This is a genomic window from Neobacillus sedimentimangrovi (assembly GCF_010614825.1).
Taxonomy (GTDB): domain Bacteria; phylum Bacillota; class Bacilli; order Bacillales; family Cytobacillaceae; genus Neobacillus; species Neobacillus thermocopriae.
The window spans coordinates 1-14,887 of the sequence record NZ_JAAFZF010000012.1 but is presented as its reverse complement, the minus strand read 5'-3'; the positions used below and the strand labels follow the sequence as shown (position 1 = coordinate 14,887).

Below are 14,887 nucleotides of genomic sequence, written 5' to 3'. Positions count from 1 at the left end.
TTATTTACTGTGTGAATGATCTTGTGAATTCTAATGTTATTTTGCCTGTTATTATTTTAGGTTTTCTCCACAATAACTGAACTACTAGAAATACTTCCCTCTTTTATTAAAACGATTGGTTTGATTCCTTACCTTTTATGCATGCTGCCGAGTTCTTTTACTGCTACGTTGTGCTTCGGCTTCACTTTTTAATCCTTTCAATAGGGAGTAGCACATGATCACCATAATAATGGCAAAGGGAAGAGCGGCTGCGATGGAAGCAGTTTGCAATACGTTCAAACCGCCGGCTAAAAGCAATACAGCTGCTACAGCGGATTGGATAACCCCCCATGTCATTTTGATTTTATTAGAGGGATTTAATGTTCCACCTTCACTAAGCATGCCTAGTACAAACGTGGCGGTATCAGCAACAGTAATATAATAGATAGCTATGACCGCAAATCCAAAAATACTTAATACGGAACTTAATGGAAGATGATCAAAGAATGTAAAGATGGACAAGGATATATTTTTCGTAATAAATTCTGCCAAGCCTGAGTTTCCTGCGTCTTGAACCATTTTTAGCGCCGATCCACCAAATATGGACATCCAAAGGCAGGTTCCTAGTGTAGGAGCAATTAGCACCCCAATGACAAATTCCCTTATGGTTCGTCCTTTAGAAACCCGTGCAATAAACATACCGACAAATGGAGCCCAGGCGATCCACCATGCCCAGTAAAATAATGTCCATGATGCAATCCATTCTCCTTCGCCGAAAGGTTTCAGACGTAGACTCATATGTATAAAGTCATTAATATAGAGTCCTGTTGTATTAAAGAAAACCTTAATCGTCGTTAAGGTTGGTCCAACAATTAAAATCAGAAGCATGATGGCGAAAGAAAAAATCATGGCGGCATTCGATAAGTATTGGATTCCTTTTTCTAAACCTGTGTTAACAGAGATCATGAAAAGAACAGTAGCGACGATTATAACGATTAGTTGGATCCATAACTCATTAGGAACCCCAAATAAGTCATGCATGCCGGCCGTTACTTGCATGGCACCAAGTCCTAAAGAGGTAGCAATACCGAATACTGTGGCGAAGATGGATAGAATATCAATGGTTTTTCCTATCGGTCCGTAGATTCTATCGCCTAATACGGGGTAGAAGGCCGAACTGATAGATGCTGGAAGCTTTTTATTATATTGAAAAAAGGCTAGGGCTAATCCGATTACAGTGTAAATGGCCCATGGATGTAGTCCCCAATGAAAAAAGGTATATTTCATCGCTGTGTTGGCAGCCTCAATCGTATAACCTTCTCCATAAGGAGGCTTGGTGTAATGGGTGACTGGCTCGGCAACACTCCAGTATACAATCCCGATTCCCATACCAGCACCGAACAACATTGCCAGCCAAGATCCCGTGTTGAAATCAGGCCGGTCCGTTTTTTTGCCAAGACGAATATCACCGTATTTCGAAAAAAGTAAATAAACCGAGAAAATGACAAAGAAAAAGGTAGCTCCTACATATACCCATCCGAGGTAGTCAATGGAACCTTGATAGATGGTATCCGTGACTTTTGCAAGATTATCTGTAAAAAAGACTCCCCAAATGATAAAAATGAGGGTAAGTATGATTGATGTGATAAAGACCGTGTTTTTTCTATCCATAAAAACCTCCTCGTATAGTGGAAGACTAATGATCTTGTGAATATGGTGAAAGATCATTTATCAAGTAGATTGTATAGAAATTCCCATTTATCGGGGTCCATCAATTCTTCTTGAGATACCTCTAAACCGCCTCCTAGGTAGACTGTTTGTCCCTTGATGGCCACCACCATTGCTTCAAATAATTCATCCCGATCCTTCTTTAAATAAATGTCGCCAATCGATGGCAGTAGTCCGCTAATTGGATGAGGTATTTGTTCCAGATCTGTATCCTGCAGGTTTTCTGCGGCAGCTCTTTCAATATCTTTATATTCAATAGGGTTGCTATCACTGGCCCGGCCTGGAACCATGAGCAAATACTCATTATGCTTAATACCTTGGGAATTACTCGTAATGACCCCTTTTTTATCTGCTGTTTCCACCACTTCAATTTCATTTAATGAATACGTATCCAGGGAATCAGGCATGGGGTTGTGAATTAATATAAAATCACCTGGTTCGGCCTGCCGATCGTTTCTGAGCGTGTATACCCTATGATTAAAAATAAAACTGTCCCGTTCTTTTGGTTTATATTTCTCTACACTTGCTGCTGTCGTTAAATGCTGGGTTAAATCCCTCAGCCTGATAAGATGAACGGATTGTTTAAACATTGGTTTGACTCCATAGACTCTATGTAACTCATTGTTGTAATAAACAAATTGCCCTTTTCTTACTTGATATAGTTTCACAAATACATCTCCTTTCTCGCACTGGCAAATAGGATGGAATCCTAGAAAGCCGATTATTCATTAGAATGCCTTTTTTGAAAAAAAAACATGAAGGAAGAATGGAAGTACACCGAGGTGTTTGATAAAAAGTTATGCAACCGCTGCAGAATCCACGAGTTGTCTAGTGTATGCGGACGTTTAAAGGGAATTCATACACTACTATGTCATAAATAGCGAGATAGGTCAAAAATGGTCGAGGAAATAATAGAGGGGAGCGGAAAATGGAATAGTAATTTAATTCCATTTCTCCGCAGTGAATTTAGTTGTCTGAAGTTCTCATTGATGCTAATATTTCATCTATTTTTTTGGCTACAATTGGATAGAAATGGGTCTTTGCTGCGGTGGTGGAATTGCCACCAAAGAAGGCTGTCCCGGGGCAGGATTTCACATTATAGTCTGGAGCATTATCAAGCACACGTTCACCTGTTCTCAAATCCCACCAGTGATGATAGGTGATTGTATCAATAGAGGGAGTCAGCCCAAATTTGATACAAAGCAAGGCAGTGAGATAAACAATGGTTTCTCTTTGTTCCGCTGTCATGACATCGTGGCCAGCATCAAAGTTTCCAAGGTTTTCAATGGTTAATCCTGTTGCGTTTGCTTTAGGACCGATCGTTCCTTCAGGAGCCACATCAAATGGTCGTGAGACAGCAATTTTTCCATCTGGGAAGGTGGTGATGTTTTGGGCGATATTACTCCATCCCATTTTTGTCATATGGTAATTTCTCATACTCTCCAACAACTGAAAATGATTGGAACCATTAAAGTGTTTATAAGAGGGAGCCCATGTATGGTGCTGCTGTATGATATTGATTTTTCTCTTAAATGTTTGATCGAACAGCCAGTTTCTAAATTCCTCCCGGGTCATAAGTATATGCTGCCCTGAAGTGACACCATATTTTTTTGTTGTTACAGGTCTGTCATTTCTATTAGCGGAAATGGGACAAACAAGGAGAGATAGGCTTAAGAACATAACAGATATCATTGCTATCCATTTCTTCAATTTGATTTATCCTTTCCAGATCATTGATTTCTACTACTAGTTTGCAGAAGTGTCATTGAAATATTCCGAGTAGTTCACTTCAATGGTTTCTTGAAAAAATTGTCGATAAATCAGTCTGATAGGGAGGGCAAATGTTGTTATTTATTTAATAAATTTCATTCCTTTAGCAACAATAAGTGCAAACTATTTCGTTTGCAATGATGGTCTTTTAGCCCTCCTTTTCATATTTTACATTTATCTTTAATTGATATATTTTTAATATGAGATAAATGTGTGTACTAAAGAAACGGGTCATTAATTTTGGGAGGAAACAGTGATGAATAATGAACAATCCGGCATGGAAATTGGTATCTATACGTTAGGGGACTTGGTCCCGAATCCTTATACCGGAAAGACCATTCCTGCGGGACAGCGGTTGAAGGAAATAGTGGAAGCAGCAAAATTAGCGGATGAAGCAGGTTTGGATGTATTTGGTGTTGGTGAACATCATCGGTTGGACTATGTCGCATCGACTCCTCCCGTCATCTTGGCAGCTGCCTCGCAAGTAACGAAGCGAGTGAAATTGGTAAGTACGACGACCGTACTGGGCACCGTTGATCCTGTCCGTCTTTTTGAGGATTTTGCAACGTTAGATTTATTGTCCGATGGACGTGCTGAAGTCATCGCCGGTCGCGGAGCTTTTGTCGAGTCTTTTTCCTTGTTCGGTTATCATTTGGATGATTATGATGGATTATTTGATGAAAATATTGATTTGTTTTTAAAATTGAATGCCCATAAAAGAGTGACTTGGAGCGGTCGCTATCGTTCTCCATTAAAGGATGCAGAAATTGCTCCAAGGCCTGCTCAAAAAGAGATTCCTTTTTGGGTTGGAGTCGGTGGTTCTCCGGAAAGTGCTGAACGTGCCGGCAAATATGGGGTTGGTTTAACGATGGCCATTCTTGGTGGTGCGCCAGAAAGATTTACAGCACTTGTAGAGCGATACCGACAATCCGCAGCAGAAGCCGGGCATCCAACAAGTAATTTAAAAATGGCAGTAACTGGCCATGCCTATATTTCTAGTACAAATAAGCAGGCGAAAGACGAGTATTATCCTTATTATGCGAATTATCGGCAATTCTTTAATCGGGAACACTCTGTAGGACAAATGTCCAGGTCAGAGTTTGAGCAGCTTGCTGGTCCGGATACGGCTCTTTTTGTAGGTAGCTCCCAGCAGATTATTGAAAAAATTCTTCACCAATATGAACTCTTTGGTCATCAAAGGTTTCTCGCTCAACTGGATATCGGGGGAATGCCATTTAAAAAAGTCGCTGAGAATATCGAGCGACTAGCGGTGGAGGTTGCGCCTGTGGTACGGCGTGAAACTAGTAAGTCCAAAAAATAGTTTTGTTTATCAGCATTATGTGATCTTTCCATCAATGCTGAGGAGGTAGGTACCGGTTATCACGGATATGGAGTGTGTCTGTGTAACCGGTTTTCTTATAAGTGGAAAGAAAAATGGTTATGTTGAGGTCAAAAAGGATTGACAGTAATTAACAATTATAATATTATCATTATTGATAATGATAATATTAATAGAGAGGGAAAAGGGGGAAATTCCAATGGTAAGCTCGGCTACACTGGCTTCGATGGTGGCTATGATTGTTTTTTCAATGGTTTTATTTATCGGACTGATATGGTTTTATAGAAAAAGAACGGGGATTGCGATTAAACCGATGATTGTTGGGGCAGTGGGGTTTGTTGTTTTTACGCAAATATTAGAAAAGGTGTTGCATGTGGCCGTTATCACTAAATTCCCGAATTATGCCGAACATCCATGGGCATTTGGGACGTATGGTGCTTTAGCCGCTGGTGTATTTGAAGAGCTAGGCAGGTTCCTGTTGTTTGTCTGGCTTTTGAAAAAATACCATGACTATAAAAGCGGTATTTCCTTTGGCATCGGCTGGGGTGGCATCGAAGCCATTCTCCTTTCACTGATCATAGCCGGGCAAAGGATTATATTGTCACTTTTGTTAAATGCAGGCGTATTGGAGGCGGCAGTGGGAGCGCAATTTCCTGCTGACCAGCTGGCAGCCGTCAAGGACGAGCTTGTAAGTAAAGGGGCATCTTTTTATTTACTGGGCAGCTTGGAACGATTCTTTGCTGTTTTCATCCAAATAGCATTAAGTTTACTAGTATTAATTGGTGTAGTAAAGAAGAGATTTTCTTTGGTAGTGTTAGCGATTCTCATTCATGCAGCAATTGATTTCCCGGTCGTATTTTTTCAAACCGGCCACATAAAACAACTTTGGATCATTGAAGTTTATGTTGCGATGATTGGGATCTTATCCTTTTTCTTTATTAAAAAGGCGAGAACCTTCCTGCCAGATATTCCAACAAAATCGTAGAAAGCTTTCAGGAAAAATATTCATTTAATTTGTAAAAAGGTCGGCAAAATGAAAGTCCTTCTATTAAAATAAAGGTAATATTAAATGTGTTAGGAGGAGCTGACGTGAGAGTAGCCATTTGTCAATTATCCAATGGTGTCGATAAAGCTTCTAATTTAAAAAAGGCCCTGCAATATATTGAGAAGGCAAAGAAAAAGGGAGTAGATATTGTAATTTTACCTGAATTTTATATGGCGCTAGCGACTCCAAAGTCTGGCGTCCTGCCAGCGGAAGTGGCTGAACCGTTGGATGGTCCATTTGTTACAGCGCTTAAAGAGGCTGCCCGTGAAAACGATATTTACGTGGTATGCGGAATGTATGAAACAAAAGAAGATGAAAACAGTCGTGCCTATAATACTACGGTATTCATTAACCGAGCTGGGGAGCTTGTTCATTCTTATCGGAAGACTCATTTATATGATGCATTTAATTATAAAGAATCTGATACGATTATCCCTGGGGAAAATCGGTATAAGGTTGTTGAAACAGAGTTTGGAAAGATCGGCTTAATGGTATGTTATGAACTAAGATTTCCGGAGATTGCTAGACAATTTGCGCTTCAAGAAGCAGATGTTTTGCTAGTTCCAGCAGGATGGATGGCGGGACCGATGAAAGAAGATCATTGGCAAACATTGATTCGTGCGAGAGCCATCGAAAATACGATGTTCGTCTGCGGGGCCAACTTAGTTGGTACTGAATTTACTGGTCGTAGTGTCGTGGTCGACCCGATGGGGGTTGTCATGGCAAGTGGCGGTGAAGAAGAAACATTGATTGTGACAGACATTGATTTAGAACGGATTCAACAAGTAAGAGCAAAGCTACCGAGTGTTCGCGATCGGAAGCCAGAATTTTATTGTTAAGATCATGGAATACCTACCATTCTAGTTTTTTACTAAAAAGCGGGGCTGTCCGGAAAGTGGTATTTCAGCCGAAATCTTTATAAAAGCAAAACCCAAGAATGCTGTTAAATCAACATTCTTGGGTTTTTAATTTAGGTTCATTTTTCTCTTAAATGGACTTTTTAGACAGCCCCGTTTGTCTATTTTTTCATTAATAAATAGATAAAATATGGTGCACCAATGAGAGCGACCATGATGCCTGCTGGAATGCCTTCAGGATCGACGGCATTTCTTCCTATCGTATCAGCAAGTAATAATAAAAACCCGCCAAGGAGTAATGCAATTGGAATGGACAATTGGTGTCTTGGTCCAACCAAGGCTTTGGCAATATGTGGGGCTAATAGGCCGATAAAAGCGATTTCTCCTGTAACGGAAACGGCTGAGGCGGCAAGGGCAATCGCTGTCAGCATTAAAGTTAGCCGTTCTTTTTCAAGCGAGACGCCAACACCAATGGCTACAGGTTCGCTCAGACTAAGTAGATTCAAGCGATTGGCCTTAAAAAGTGTAAACGGGATTAATACCACCAGCCAAGGGAGAATCGCCCAAATAAACGGCCAATCGGTACCCCAAATGTTTCCGGCCAGCCATTTGGCAATAAAATCAACCTTTTGCCGTTCAGCAGATGAAATTAGAACGATCATTGCACCGGAAAAGGCGAATGAAAACCCAATACCTGTTAATACTAGGTTAACTGGCTGAAGACCTGATTTTCGTTTGTATGAGAAAAGATAGATTAATAATGCTGTAACTAATGCACCAATGAAGGCAACGAGCGGCAATATGTAAACAAATGAACCTACCTCAATAGGAAAGTACAAAAAGAATACGGTAATTGCCACCCCTGCTCCTGAATTGATACCAATAATTCCAGGTTCGGCTAAATCATTGCGGGTTATCCCCTGTAAGATCGTACCAGAAAGGGCAAGGGCCATGCCCGCTAACAAGGTAATGATCATCCTTGGAAGCCGGATGGAGAATAAGACGAACTCTTCTTTAAATGTTCCTTGTCCGAGTAAGGTTGGTAGCAGCCGATCATAGGAAAGAGCAGCGGACCCCATGCCGAGTCCAATGATGCCAGTAAGGGCAATTAAAATGAATAGAATGAAAAGAATGATTCTTTGTTTTCTAATTAATGCTGGTTGAATCATGAGAATGCTTTTCCCCCTTTACGCACAATGATCAGGAAAAAGGGAAGTCCAACCATAGCGATAATGGCCGCAACAGGTGTTTCATAAGGAGCATTAATGGTTCGGCCTAGTGTGTCAGCCAATAGCATAAAGATCGCACCAGTAATCGCGGTCATCGGTATAATATAGCGGTAATCCGTTCCAACGATGGCTCGAACGATATGCGGGACCATTAATCCGAGAAAAGCCATATTTCCGACAAGAGCAACAGAAGCACCGGCTAGCAAAATGATCACGATAAATAGAATGGTTTTTATTCGGGTGATATTTTGCCCAAGTCCGACGGCCACTTCTTCACTCAAACTAAGAATGGTTAACTGTCTGGAAAAAAGGAGTGAAACAGTAATACCAATTACAATAAAAGGAATAATGACTTGGAGCTGGCCCCAAGACGTACCGACCATTCCTCCAGAAGTCCACATGGTTACGTCTTTAGAAATTTTAAAATAAATACCAATTCCTTCAGCCACTGCACGTAGGAATAATGATACCGCGGCACCGGCAAGAACAATGCGGAGCGGGGAAAAGCCGCCTTTTTTCATAGCACCGATCCCGAATACCATTAGTGTTCCGGCAGCTGCTCCGATAAAACAGACAATGGTAATCGTAAAATAGTTGGCGGAAGGGATGAAAGCAATGGTAATGGCTAGAGCTGCATTGGCGCCAGCTGTTAGCCCCAAGAGACCAGGATCAGCAAGTGGATTTCTCGTCAAACCTTGCATAATGGCTCCGGCAACAGCGAGTGCAGCCCCAACTAAAATAGCGGCAACTTCCCTTGGAAAGCGGATTTCCCGAAGCATTAAAATCGTTTTATTTTTCTCAGTAGATGTAAGTGCCAGCCAAACATCTTTAATGGATGTTTCCGCTGCCCCTACGACCATAGCAATGATAAACATGGCAATAAAAGCAAGAATTCCTGCTACCAGTATAAAGATAAAGGGGATGGAACGTTGATTCTCTTTCTTCATCAGTCTCACATCTTCTCTTTCGTAAAAATAGGGAAGAGGAATTCTTATATCAAGAATTCCTCCACCGGTTAATTGTTTCCAAGAAATGATTTTTTAATAAATTCTAATTGATTTTCTAAAGTGATTGGGTCGCTGAAGGAAGCACCTTCGCCTCTCATTTCAAATACATGTCCATTTTTAACAGCAGGAATGTTTTTGTAAGTTTCTGTTTCTTGGAATGAGACATCTGCATCTTGGTATTTGCTTAAGATCAGATAATCACCGACATATTCAGGTAACACTTCAGCAGAAAGCGCATAATATCCATCTTTTAAAGCCATTTCTTTTACTTTTTCCGGCATTTTCAACTTCATAGATTGATAGAGAATTTCGGTACCGCGTGCCCAGTTGTCACCGAAGACATAAAGATCCTTGCCATAGCTTTCGATGACAGTGACCGTTGCATCTTCCCCGATTTTTGTGCGGATTTCTTCTCCAGCAGCTTCAGCCCGTTTTTTGAAGTCTTCTACCCAAGCACGGGCTTCTTTTTCTTTGTTTAATAGTTTACCAATTTCAATATGTTGGGTTAAATAATCCAATTTTCCCCATGTATATGTAACGGTAGGGGCAATCTGTTTCAATTTATCAATGTTTTTAATATTGGATAATCCAATAATTAAATCTGGCTCTAATTCGATAATTTTTTCAATATTTTCATCAGAAACTTCAGCAACATCTTTTAATTCATCTTTAAAAGTAGGGTTATTTTTAGACCAAACATCGACACCAACGACATTGACGCCTAATTGTAGGACATTACCTGTATATCCGGAAAGCAAAACCACTCGTTTCGGGTTGGCTGGGACTTCAACAGGACCATTCTCAGATTGATAGGTAATTGTTTTTGGTTTATCCTCTTTGACAGAGCTGCTTTCTTCCTTGCTAGAATTGTTGTTGTTGCTGCAAGCGCTAATAATTAACACTAACAGCAGAATAAACGGGAACAGCAGTTTTTTCATGTTTGTAGTCTCCTTTTATAAGATTGTAAGTAATGCACATTGGTTTGTTGGTTCGCGGATCTCTTCCGATTTCCGCATCGATTTGAAAAACTTTTCTAAGCACATCGCGGGTAATGACTTCTTCACAGGTACCTGCTTTGACAACCTCGCCATCTTTTAAGGCAATAATATAGTCGGCAAATCGTGCTGCTTGGTTTAAATCATGTAAGACCATAATGATGGTACGCTCTTGTTCTTTGTTCAGTTTTTGCAATAATTCTAAAACCTCAAGCTGGTGGGCCATATCCAAATAGGTGGTTGGCTCATCAAGGAAAATGATATCGGTTTCTTGCGCGAGTGCCATGGCAATCCAAACTCTTTGTCGCTGGCCGCCGGAAAGGGCGTCAACGGGATGAAACTTAAAATCAGCGGTTCCTGTGACATCAAGAGCCCATTCAATGACCTCATAATCTTTTTTCGTTAATCGGCCGAAGCCTGATTGATATGGAAAGCGGCCGTAAGATACAAGTTCACCGACGGTTAGTCCGCTTGCACTTTCAGGTGTCTGGGGTAGGATCGCCATTTTTTTGGCGAGTAGTTTTGTGTTTACTTTTGAAATATCTTTCCCATCTAGGACAACGGATCCAGACTGTTGTGAAATAATCCGGGTAATTGCTTTTAATAGGGTGGATTTCCCACAACCGTTCGGACCGATAATGGTCGTAATTTTTTTGTCTGGAATTTTCACACTGAGATTTTTTACAATATGGCGTTCACCATAGCCAATATTCAAACTTTCTGTATAAAGGCGAGTCATTACCTGACCTCCGCTTCTGATTGATAATGATTATCAGTGTCATATTCGTAATTAAATATACCGCCCTATTGACTTTTTTGTCAATATAAAATTTATATTGCCAAGACAATGAGAATAGTATATGATTTTAATGAGAATGATAATCAATTACGCCTGATTGTGGGAGTGAACAGTATGGATAAACTTGAACTTTTTGATGTGACGATAATTGGAGGGGGACCAGCTGGATTATATTCTGCGTTTTACAGCGGTCTAAGAGAAATGAAGACCAAGATTATCGAATACCAGCCTTATTTAGGCGGAAAGTTGCATGTTTATCCGGAAAAAATGATTTGGGATGTTGGAGGGCTAACACCTATACCAGCTGCAAAGCTGATTGATCAGCTAGTACAACAAGGATTAACCTTTAATCCCACAGTGGTATTAAATGAAAAAGTAGAGTCGATTTCGAAAAATAAAGAGGGAATTTTTGTTTTAACGGGATCCTCAGGCCAAAAGCATTATTCAAAAACCGTTATTGTCGCAGTTGGGAGCGGAATCTTGAAGCCGCATAAGCTCGATATAGAAGGAGCAGAACGGTTTGAGGTCACCAATTTGAATTACACAGTGAAATCATTAAAGCGTTTTAAAGATAAAACAGTGATTATTTCTGGTGGCGGTAATTCAGCTATTGATTGGGCAAATGAGCTAGAACCAATTGCAAAGCAAGTATATGTAGTCTATCGGAAGGAAGCTCTGAACGGGCATGAAGCCCAAGTTTCTCAGCTTTTAAATAGTTCGGTTATTTGTTATTTTAATACCTCAATTACTAAATTAATGGCTAGTTCTAATCATGAAGTGATCGAACAGGTGGAATTGACTAACCAGCAAACAGAGGAAACTTTGTATTTGCCGGTTGACGAGGTGATCATCAATCATGGGTATGAGCGAGATGCTTCCTTACTAAATAATAGTGAAGTAGAGATCTCCATGGCAGATGATTTTTACATTGAGGGAAATGCAAACAGCGAAACTTCTGTCCCAGGAATTTACGCAGCGGGGGATATCTTAAAGCATGATGGGAAAGTTTATTTAATTGCTGGTGCCTTTCAGGATGCTGCCAATGCCGTTAACAGGGCAAAGCAATTTATTCAACCTGATGCGGAAAAATATGCGATGGTTTCTTCTCATAATGAGAAGTTTAAAGAACAAAATAAAGAGCTTGTTAAACAAATGATGAATTGAATAAATGTAAGGTTGAAAATAATCAAAAAGGGAAACCAAAAGTTTATGGGGTTTCCCTTTTTGATTAACTAACGAACTTAAAGTGGTGGATTTTCTACTCCTAAGTGAATCCAATCTTCTTTTGGGGGTCCATAAACCCCAAAAGGCTTAATTCCAGCTTGACGCATGAGTACGGTAGCTTGTCCACGATGATGAATAATGTGCTTAATGAGCCCCATCAATATTTGAGCATTTGTTTCTTTTCTTCCAAACGCGATTTGCACTTCCTTTAAGGTTTCATCCGTCCATTGTTCTTCAATGGCTTTAGCTGCAGAAGAACTGATCTGCTTAAAAGTTTCTACTATTTCTTTCGCAGAGGTAGGGATCTTTTCTGCATATTCTATTTCATCCATTTTCAGCCCGAAATGAGCTAAATACTCTGGAATATTGGTTGTAAAATGCCAAACAATTCTTCCTAATGTACGACCTTCTGGGTACACTTTTTGACTTAAAGAATCATCTGTTAAGCCTTCTAAAACCTTTTGAGTTAACGATGCCTCCCAATTCCACTCTCGAATAAAGTCTGCAATCGTTATATACATCCACGATCCCCCCAAAACATTTATGAGAATATAGTATAAAACATTTGTTCGTATGTTTCAATTTATCGCTTTTATGGAGTTATTGCTGCCCATTGAACATTGACAGTCCTAAAAGGCTCTATGTGTCTTTCAAGTACAAATCATGTTTCATTGGCTCATTCGTGCTTTGATTCATGCCTTTTACAACAAGGAAAACCTATTTCATTAGATAATTACTTTTACACCATCCATTGCTTGCCATACAAAGTGGATATAAAAAAGGGGGCAGGTGCCCCGTAAATAGAAAGAATAACTAAATCTCAATAATAATTGGCAAAATCATTGGTTTTCTCTTTATTTGTTGGAACAAATATTGTCCCACGGTTTTTTTGATGGTTTGTTTAATGATATTCCATTGGCGGATATTTTCCACGAGCAATTCCTCAACAGACTTTTTCACCAAACCATTGATCTCTTGTAGTAGGTTTTCGGAATTTTTCACATACACAAATCCTCGAGTAATGGTGTCGGGACCTTGGATGATTCTTCCGTCATGCTTACTCAATGTTAAAACAAAAACGAGCATGCCATCTTCAGACAACTGCTTTCGATCTCGGAGCACCACGTCACCGACATCTCCAACACTTATCCCGTCAACATAGATATCTCCAGCCGGAACATTCCGAGTTTGTCGGGCAATTCCACCTTGAATATCCACGACATCACCATTTCGGATAATAAAGGTATTTCCTTTCTCTACCCCAACTGACTCTGCAAGCTGCCGGTGATGGTGTAACATCCGATACTCCCCGTGAATGGGTATAAAGTATGTTGGTTTCATGAGGGTAAGCATCCATTTCAAATCTTCCTGATAGCCATGACCGGAAACATGCATTCCGGTCGTGCTGCCGGAACCATAGATGACACGAGCCCCAAGCTGAAAAAGTTGGTCAATAATCCGTGAAACCGCTTTTTCGTTGCCAGGTATTGGGGAGGCTGCCATGATCACGGTATCTCCCGGATTTATCGAGGCATCGCGGTAGTTTCCAGCGGCCAAGCGGGCAAGAGCGGCGTTGGGCTCACCTTGACTGCCCGTGCATAAAACAGCGATCTTTTCTGAAGCATGTTTTTCTATCTCACTTGCTTCAATGACCAATCCTTCCGGTACGGACAAATACCCGCGTTCCATTGCTACCTCTAACACATTCACCATACTCCTACCCAACAACGCCAGCTTCCGGTTTGTCTTAATGCAGGCTTCGACTACTTGCTGTACCCGGTTTACATTAGAAGCAAAGGTTGAAACAAAGATTTTCCCGTCCGCTTTTAAAAATGCCTCCATTAGATGGTTTGCAACCATTTGCTCTGAAGGGGTGAATCCCTTTCGTTCTGCATTGGTGCTCTCCGATATTAAGACGAGCACACCATTCTGTCCGATTTCGGCCATTTTATGAATATCAGAATTTTGGTTATTGGCAGGCGTTAAGTCGAATTTAAAGTCTCCGGTATGAACCACATTTCCTTCTGGTGTGTGAAAAACAATACCTAAACAATCAGGAATACTATGGCTGACTTTGAAAAAAGACACTCCAATTTCTCCAAACTCTAGTCGTGTATCCGCATCGATGGCAATGAGTTTCGTATCACCTTTTAGTCTATGTTCCTCTAATTTTAATTCTATTAGCCCGAGGGTAAACCGTGTCGCATAAATCGGTACATTGATTTTTTTAAAAAAGTAAGGAATTCCACCAATATGATCCTCGTGGCCATGGGTTACAATTAGAGCTTTGATTTTATCTCGGTTTTCCTCTAAATAAGACACATCAGGTATAATCAGATCAATTCCTAGCAAGCTTTCGTCCGGGAACATACCGCCACAGTCGATGACCACGATCTCATCGCCATATTGCACCACATACATATTTTTCCCGATTTCGTTGACGCCTCCAAGGGCAAAGATGGATAAGGTATTTTGATTGGTTGTCAAGTCGATACCCTCCCGTATTCGATAAGATGTTCCTAGTATTTCCTTTTTGAAAATTAAAAATTCTAACAATAAAGAATAGGGAGTACTATAAATAGTCGAATCATTTCTTTTATACAATCTGGTAAATTAGTTTATTGGTAGTATACAAATGTGTTTTATGGAAAAAAAGTCCAGTAGAACAAAATGGCTCTACTGGACTTATCATGTGCGCCCGGCATGGGTGTAATCTATAGGGTGAAAGTCCCGAGCTGCGAAGGCAGAAGTAGCAGTTAGCTTAACGCAAGGGTGTCCGTGGTGACGCGGAATCTGAAGGAAGCGAGCGGCAAACTTCCGGTCTGAGGAACACGAACTTCATATGAGGCTAGGTATCACTGGGTGAGTTTGCATGACAAAACAAAGCCCTTTCTGCCGAAGGTGATACAGAGTAA

General features: G+C 40.5%; 13 protein-coding genes. 4 read left to right on the top strand and 9 right to left on the bottom strand.

The annotated features are described in order from the left end of the window. Window positions 1–135: 135 nt before the first annotated feature. From GZA11_RS06275 to GZA11_RS06265, 3 genes are all read right to left on the bottom strand, one after another. The gene (locus tag GZA11_RS06275; RefSeq protein ID WP_038539025.1) at window positions 136–1,650 is read right to left on the bottom strand and encodes a glycine betaine uptake BCCT transporter; all 1,515 of its coding nucleotides are present in this window, start codon (window positions 1,648–1,650) and stop codon (window positions 136–138) included. A 53-nt stretch (window positions 1,651–1,703) separates the two neighbouring features. Beyond that, window positions 1,704–2,375 carry a hypothetical protein gene (locus tag GZA11_RS06270; protein WP_038539027.1) on the bottom strand — a complete coding sequence of 224 codons (672 nt, stop codon included), beginning with the start codon at window positions 2,373–2,375 and terminating at the stop codon, window positions 1,704–1,706. A gap of 298 nt (window positions 2,376–2,673) precedes the next feature. After that, complete coding sequence (locus GZA11_RS06265; RefSeq protein WP_231314015.1) at window positions 2,674–3,417, bottom strand: peptidoglycan recognition protein family protein; 744 nt, start codon at window positions 3,415–3,417, stop codon at window positions 2,674–2,676. A 316-nt stretch (window positions 3,418–3,733) separates the two neighbouring features. Here GZA11_RS06265 and GZA11_RS06260 point away from each other — a divergent pair, with 316 nt between their 5' ends. From GZA11_RS06260 to GZA11_RS06250, 3 genes are all read left to right on the top strand, one after another. After that, window positions 3,734–4,798, top strand: a complete 1,065-nt coding sequence (locus tag GZA11_RS06260; RefSeq protein ID WP_038539030.1) for an LLM class flavin-dependent oxidoreductase — start codon at window positions 3,734–3,736, stop codon at window positions 4,796–4,798. Window positions 4,799–5,015: 217 nt separating this feature from the next. Beyond that, complete coding sequence (locus tag GZA11_RS06255) at window positions 5,016–5,801, top strand: YhfC family intramembrane metalloprotease (protein ID WP_051968255.1); 786 nt, start codon at window positions 5,016–5,018, stop codon at window positions 5,799–5,801. 104 nt (window positions 5,802–5,905) lie between these two features. Further along, window positions 5,906–6,700, top strand: coding sequence for a carbon-nitrogen hydrolase family protein (locus GZA11_RS06250; RefSeq protein WP_038539032.1), 795 nt, complete (start codon window positions 5,906–5,908; stop codon window positions 6,698–6,700). Window positions 6,701–6,879: 179 nt separating this feature from the next. Here GZA11_RS06250 and GZA11_RS06245 read toward each other — a convergent pair whose 3' ends face one another. The 4 genes from GZA11_RS06245 to GZA11_RS06230 all read right to left on the bottom strand — a co-directional run bounded on the left by GZA11_RS06245 (window position 6,880) and on the right by GZA11_RS06230 (window position 10,688). Then, the gene (locus tag GZA11_RS06245; RefSeq protein ID WP_163183231.1) at window positions 6,880–7,887 is read right to left on the bottom strand and encodes a FecCD family ABC transporter permease; all 1,008 of its coding nucleotides are present in this window, start codon (window positions 7,885–7,887) and stop codon (window positions 6,880–6,882) included. Further along, window positions 7,884–8,894 (bottom strand): FecCD family ABC transporter permease, encoded by a 1,011-nt coding sequence (locus GZA11_RS06240; RefSeq protein ID WP_163183230.1) that lies wholly within the window; start codon window positions 8,892–8,894, stop codon window positions 7,884–7,886. Before GZA11_RS06240 ends, GZA11_RS06245 begins: the two co-directional genes overlap by 4 nt. 68 nt (window positions 8,895–8,962) lie before the next feature. After that, window positions 8,963–9,892 carry an iron-hydroxamate ABC transporter substrate-binding protein gene (locus GZA11_RS06235; protein WP_163183229.1) on the bottom strand — a complete coding sequence of 310 codons (930 nt, stop codon included), beginning with the start codon at window positions 9,890–9,892 and terminating at the stop codon, window positions 8,963–8,965. Then, the gene (locus GZA11_RS06230) at window positions 9,843–10,688 is read right to left on the bottom strand and encodes an ABC transporter ATP-binding protein (protein ID WP_038539040.1); all 846 of its coding nucleotides are present in this window, start codon (window positions 10,686–10,688) and stop codon (window positions 9,843–9,845) included. Before GZA11_RS06230 ends, GZA11_RS06235 begins: the two co-directional genes overlap by 50 nt. Before the next feature lie 174 nt (window positions 10,689–10,862). Here GZA11_RS06230 and GZA11_RS06225 point away from each other — a divergent pair, with 174 nt between their 5' ends. Next, window positions 10,863–11,912 carry an NAD(P)/FAD-dependent oxidoreductase gene (locus GZA11_RS06225; RefSeq protein ID WP_163183228.1) on the top strand — a complete coding sequence of 350 codons (1,050 nt, stop codon included), beginning with the start codon at window positions 10,863–10,865 and terminating at the stop codon, window positions 11,910–11,912. A gap of 77 nt (window positions 11,913–11,989) precedes the next feature. Here the strand turns inward: GZA11_RS06225 and GZA11_RS06220 are convergent, their stop codons facing one another. Together GZA11_RS06220 and GZA11_RS06215 are read right to left on the bottom strand one after the other, a co-directional pair. Beyond that, complete coding sequence (locus tag GZA11_RS06220; RefSeq protein ID WP_163183227.1) at window positions 11,990–12,493, bottom strand: DinB family protein; 504 nt, start codon at window positions 12,491–12,493, stop codon at window positions 11,990–11,992. 292 nt (window positions 12,494–12,785) lie between these two features. Further along, entirely contained in the window at window positions 12,786–14,393 is a 1,608-nt protein-coding gene (locus GZA11_RS06215; protein WP_407938540.1) for a ribonuclease J, read from the bottom strand. Between the last annotated feature and the right edge of the window lie 494 nt (window positions 14,394–14,887).

What these genes read in the sequence shown, in the direction of transcription:
- GZA11_RS06230 (WP_038539040.1), bottom strand. Translation starts at nt 10,688, where the DNA reads ATGACTCGCCTTTATACAGAAAGTTTGAATATTGGCTATGGTGAACGC.
- GZA11_RS06235 (WP_163183229.1), bottom strand. Translation starts at nt 9,892, where the DNA reads ATGAAAAAACTGCTGTTCCCGTTTATTCTGCTGTTAGTGTTAATTATT.
- GZA11_RS06240 (WP_163183230.1), bottom strand. Translation starts at nt 8,894, where the DNA reads ATGAAGAAAGAGAATCAACGTTCCATCCCCTTTATCTTTATACTGGTA.
- GZA11_RS06255 (WP_051968255.1), top strand. Translation starts at nt 5,016, where the DNA reads ATGGTAAGCTCGGCTACACTGGCTTCGATGGTGGCTATGATTGTTTTT.
- GZA11_RS06260 (WP_038539030.1), top strand. Translation starts at nt 3,734, where the DNA reads ATGAATAATGAACAATCCGGCATGGAAATTGGTATCTATACGTTAGGG.
- GZA11_RS06220 (WP_163183227.1), bottom strand. Translation starts at nt 12,493, where the DNA reads ATGTATATAACGATTGCAGACTTTATTCGAGAGTGGAATTGGGAGGCA.
- GZA11_RS06225 (WP_163183228.1), top strand. Translation starts at nt 10,863, where the DNA reads ATGGATAAACTTGAACTTTTTGATGTGACGATAATTGGAGGGGGACCA.
- GZA11_RS06275 (WP_038539025.1), bottom strand. Translation starts at nt 1,650, where the DNA reads ATGGATAGAAAAAACACGGTCTTTATCACATCAATCATACTTACCCTC.
- GZA11_RS06245 (WP_163183231.1), bottom strand. Translation starts at nt 7,887, where the DNA reads ATGATTCAACCAGCATTAATTAGAAAACAAAGAATCATTCTTTTCATT.
- GZA11_RS06215 (WP_407938540.1), bottom strand. Translation starts at nt 14,393, where the DNA reads ATGTATGTGGTGCAATATGGCGATGAGATCGTGGTCATCGACTGTGGC.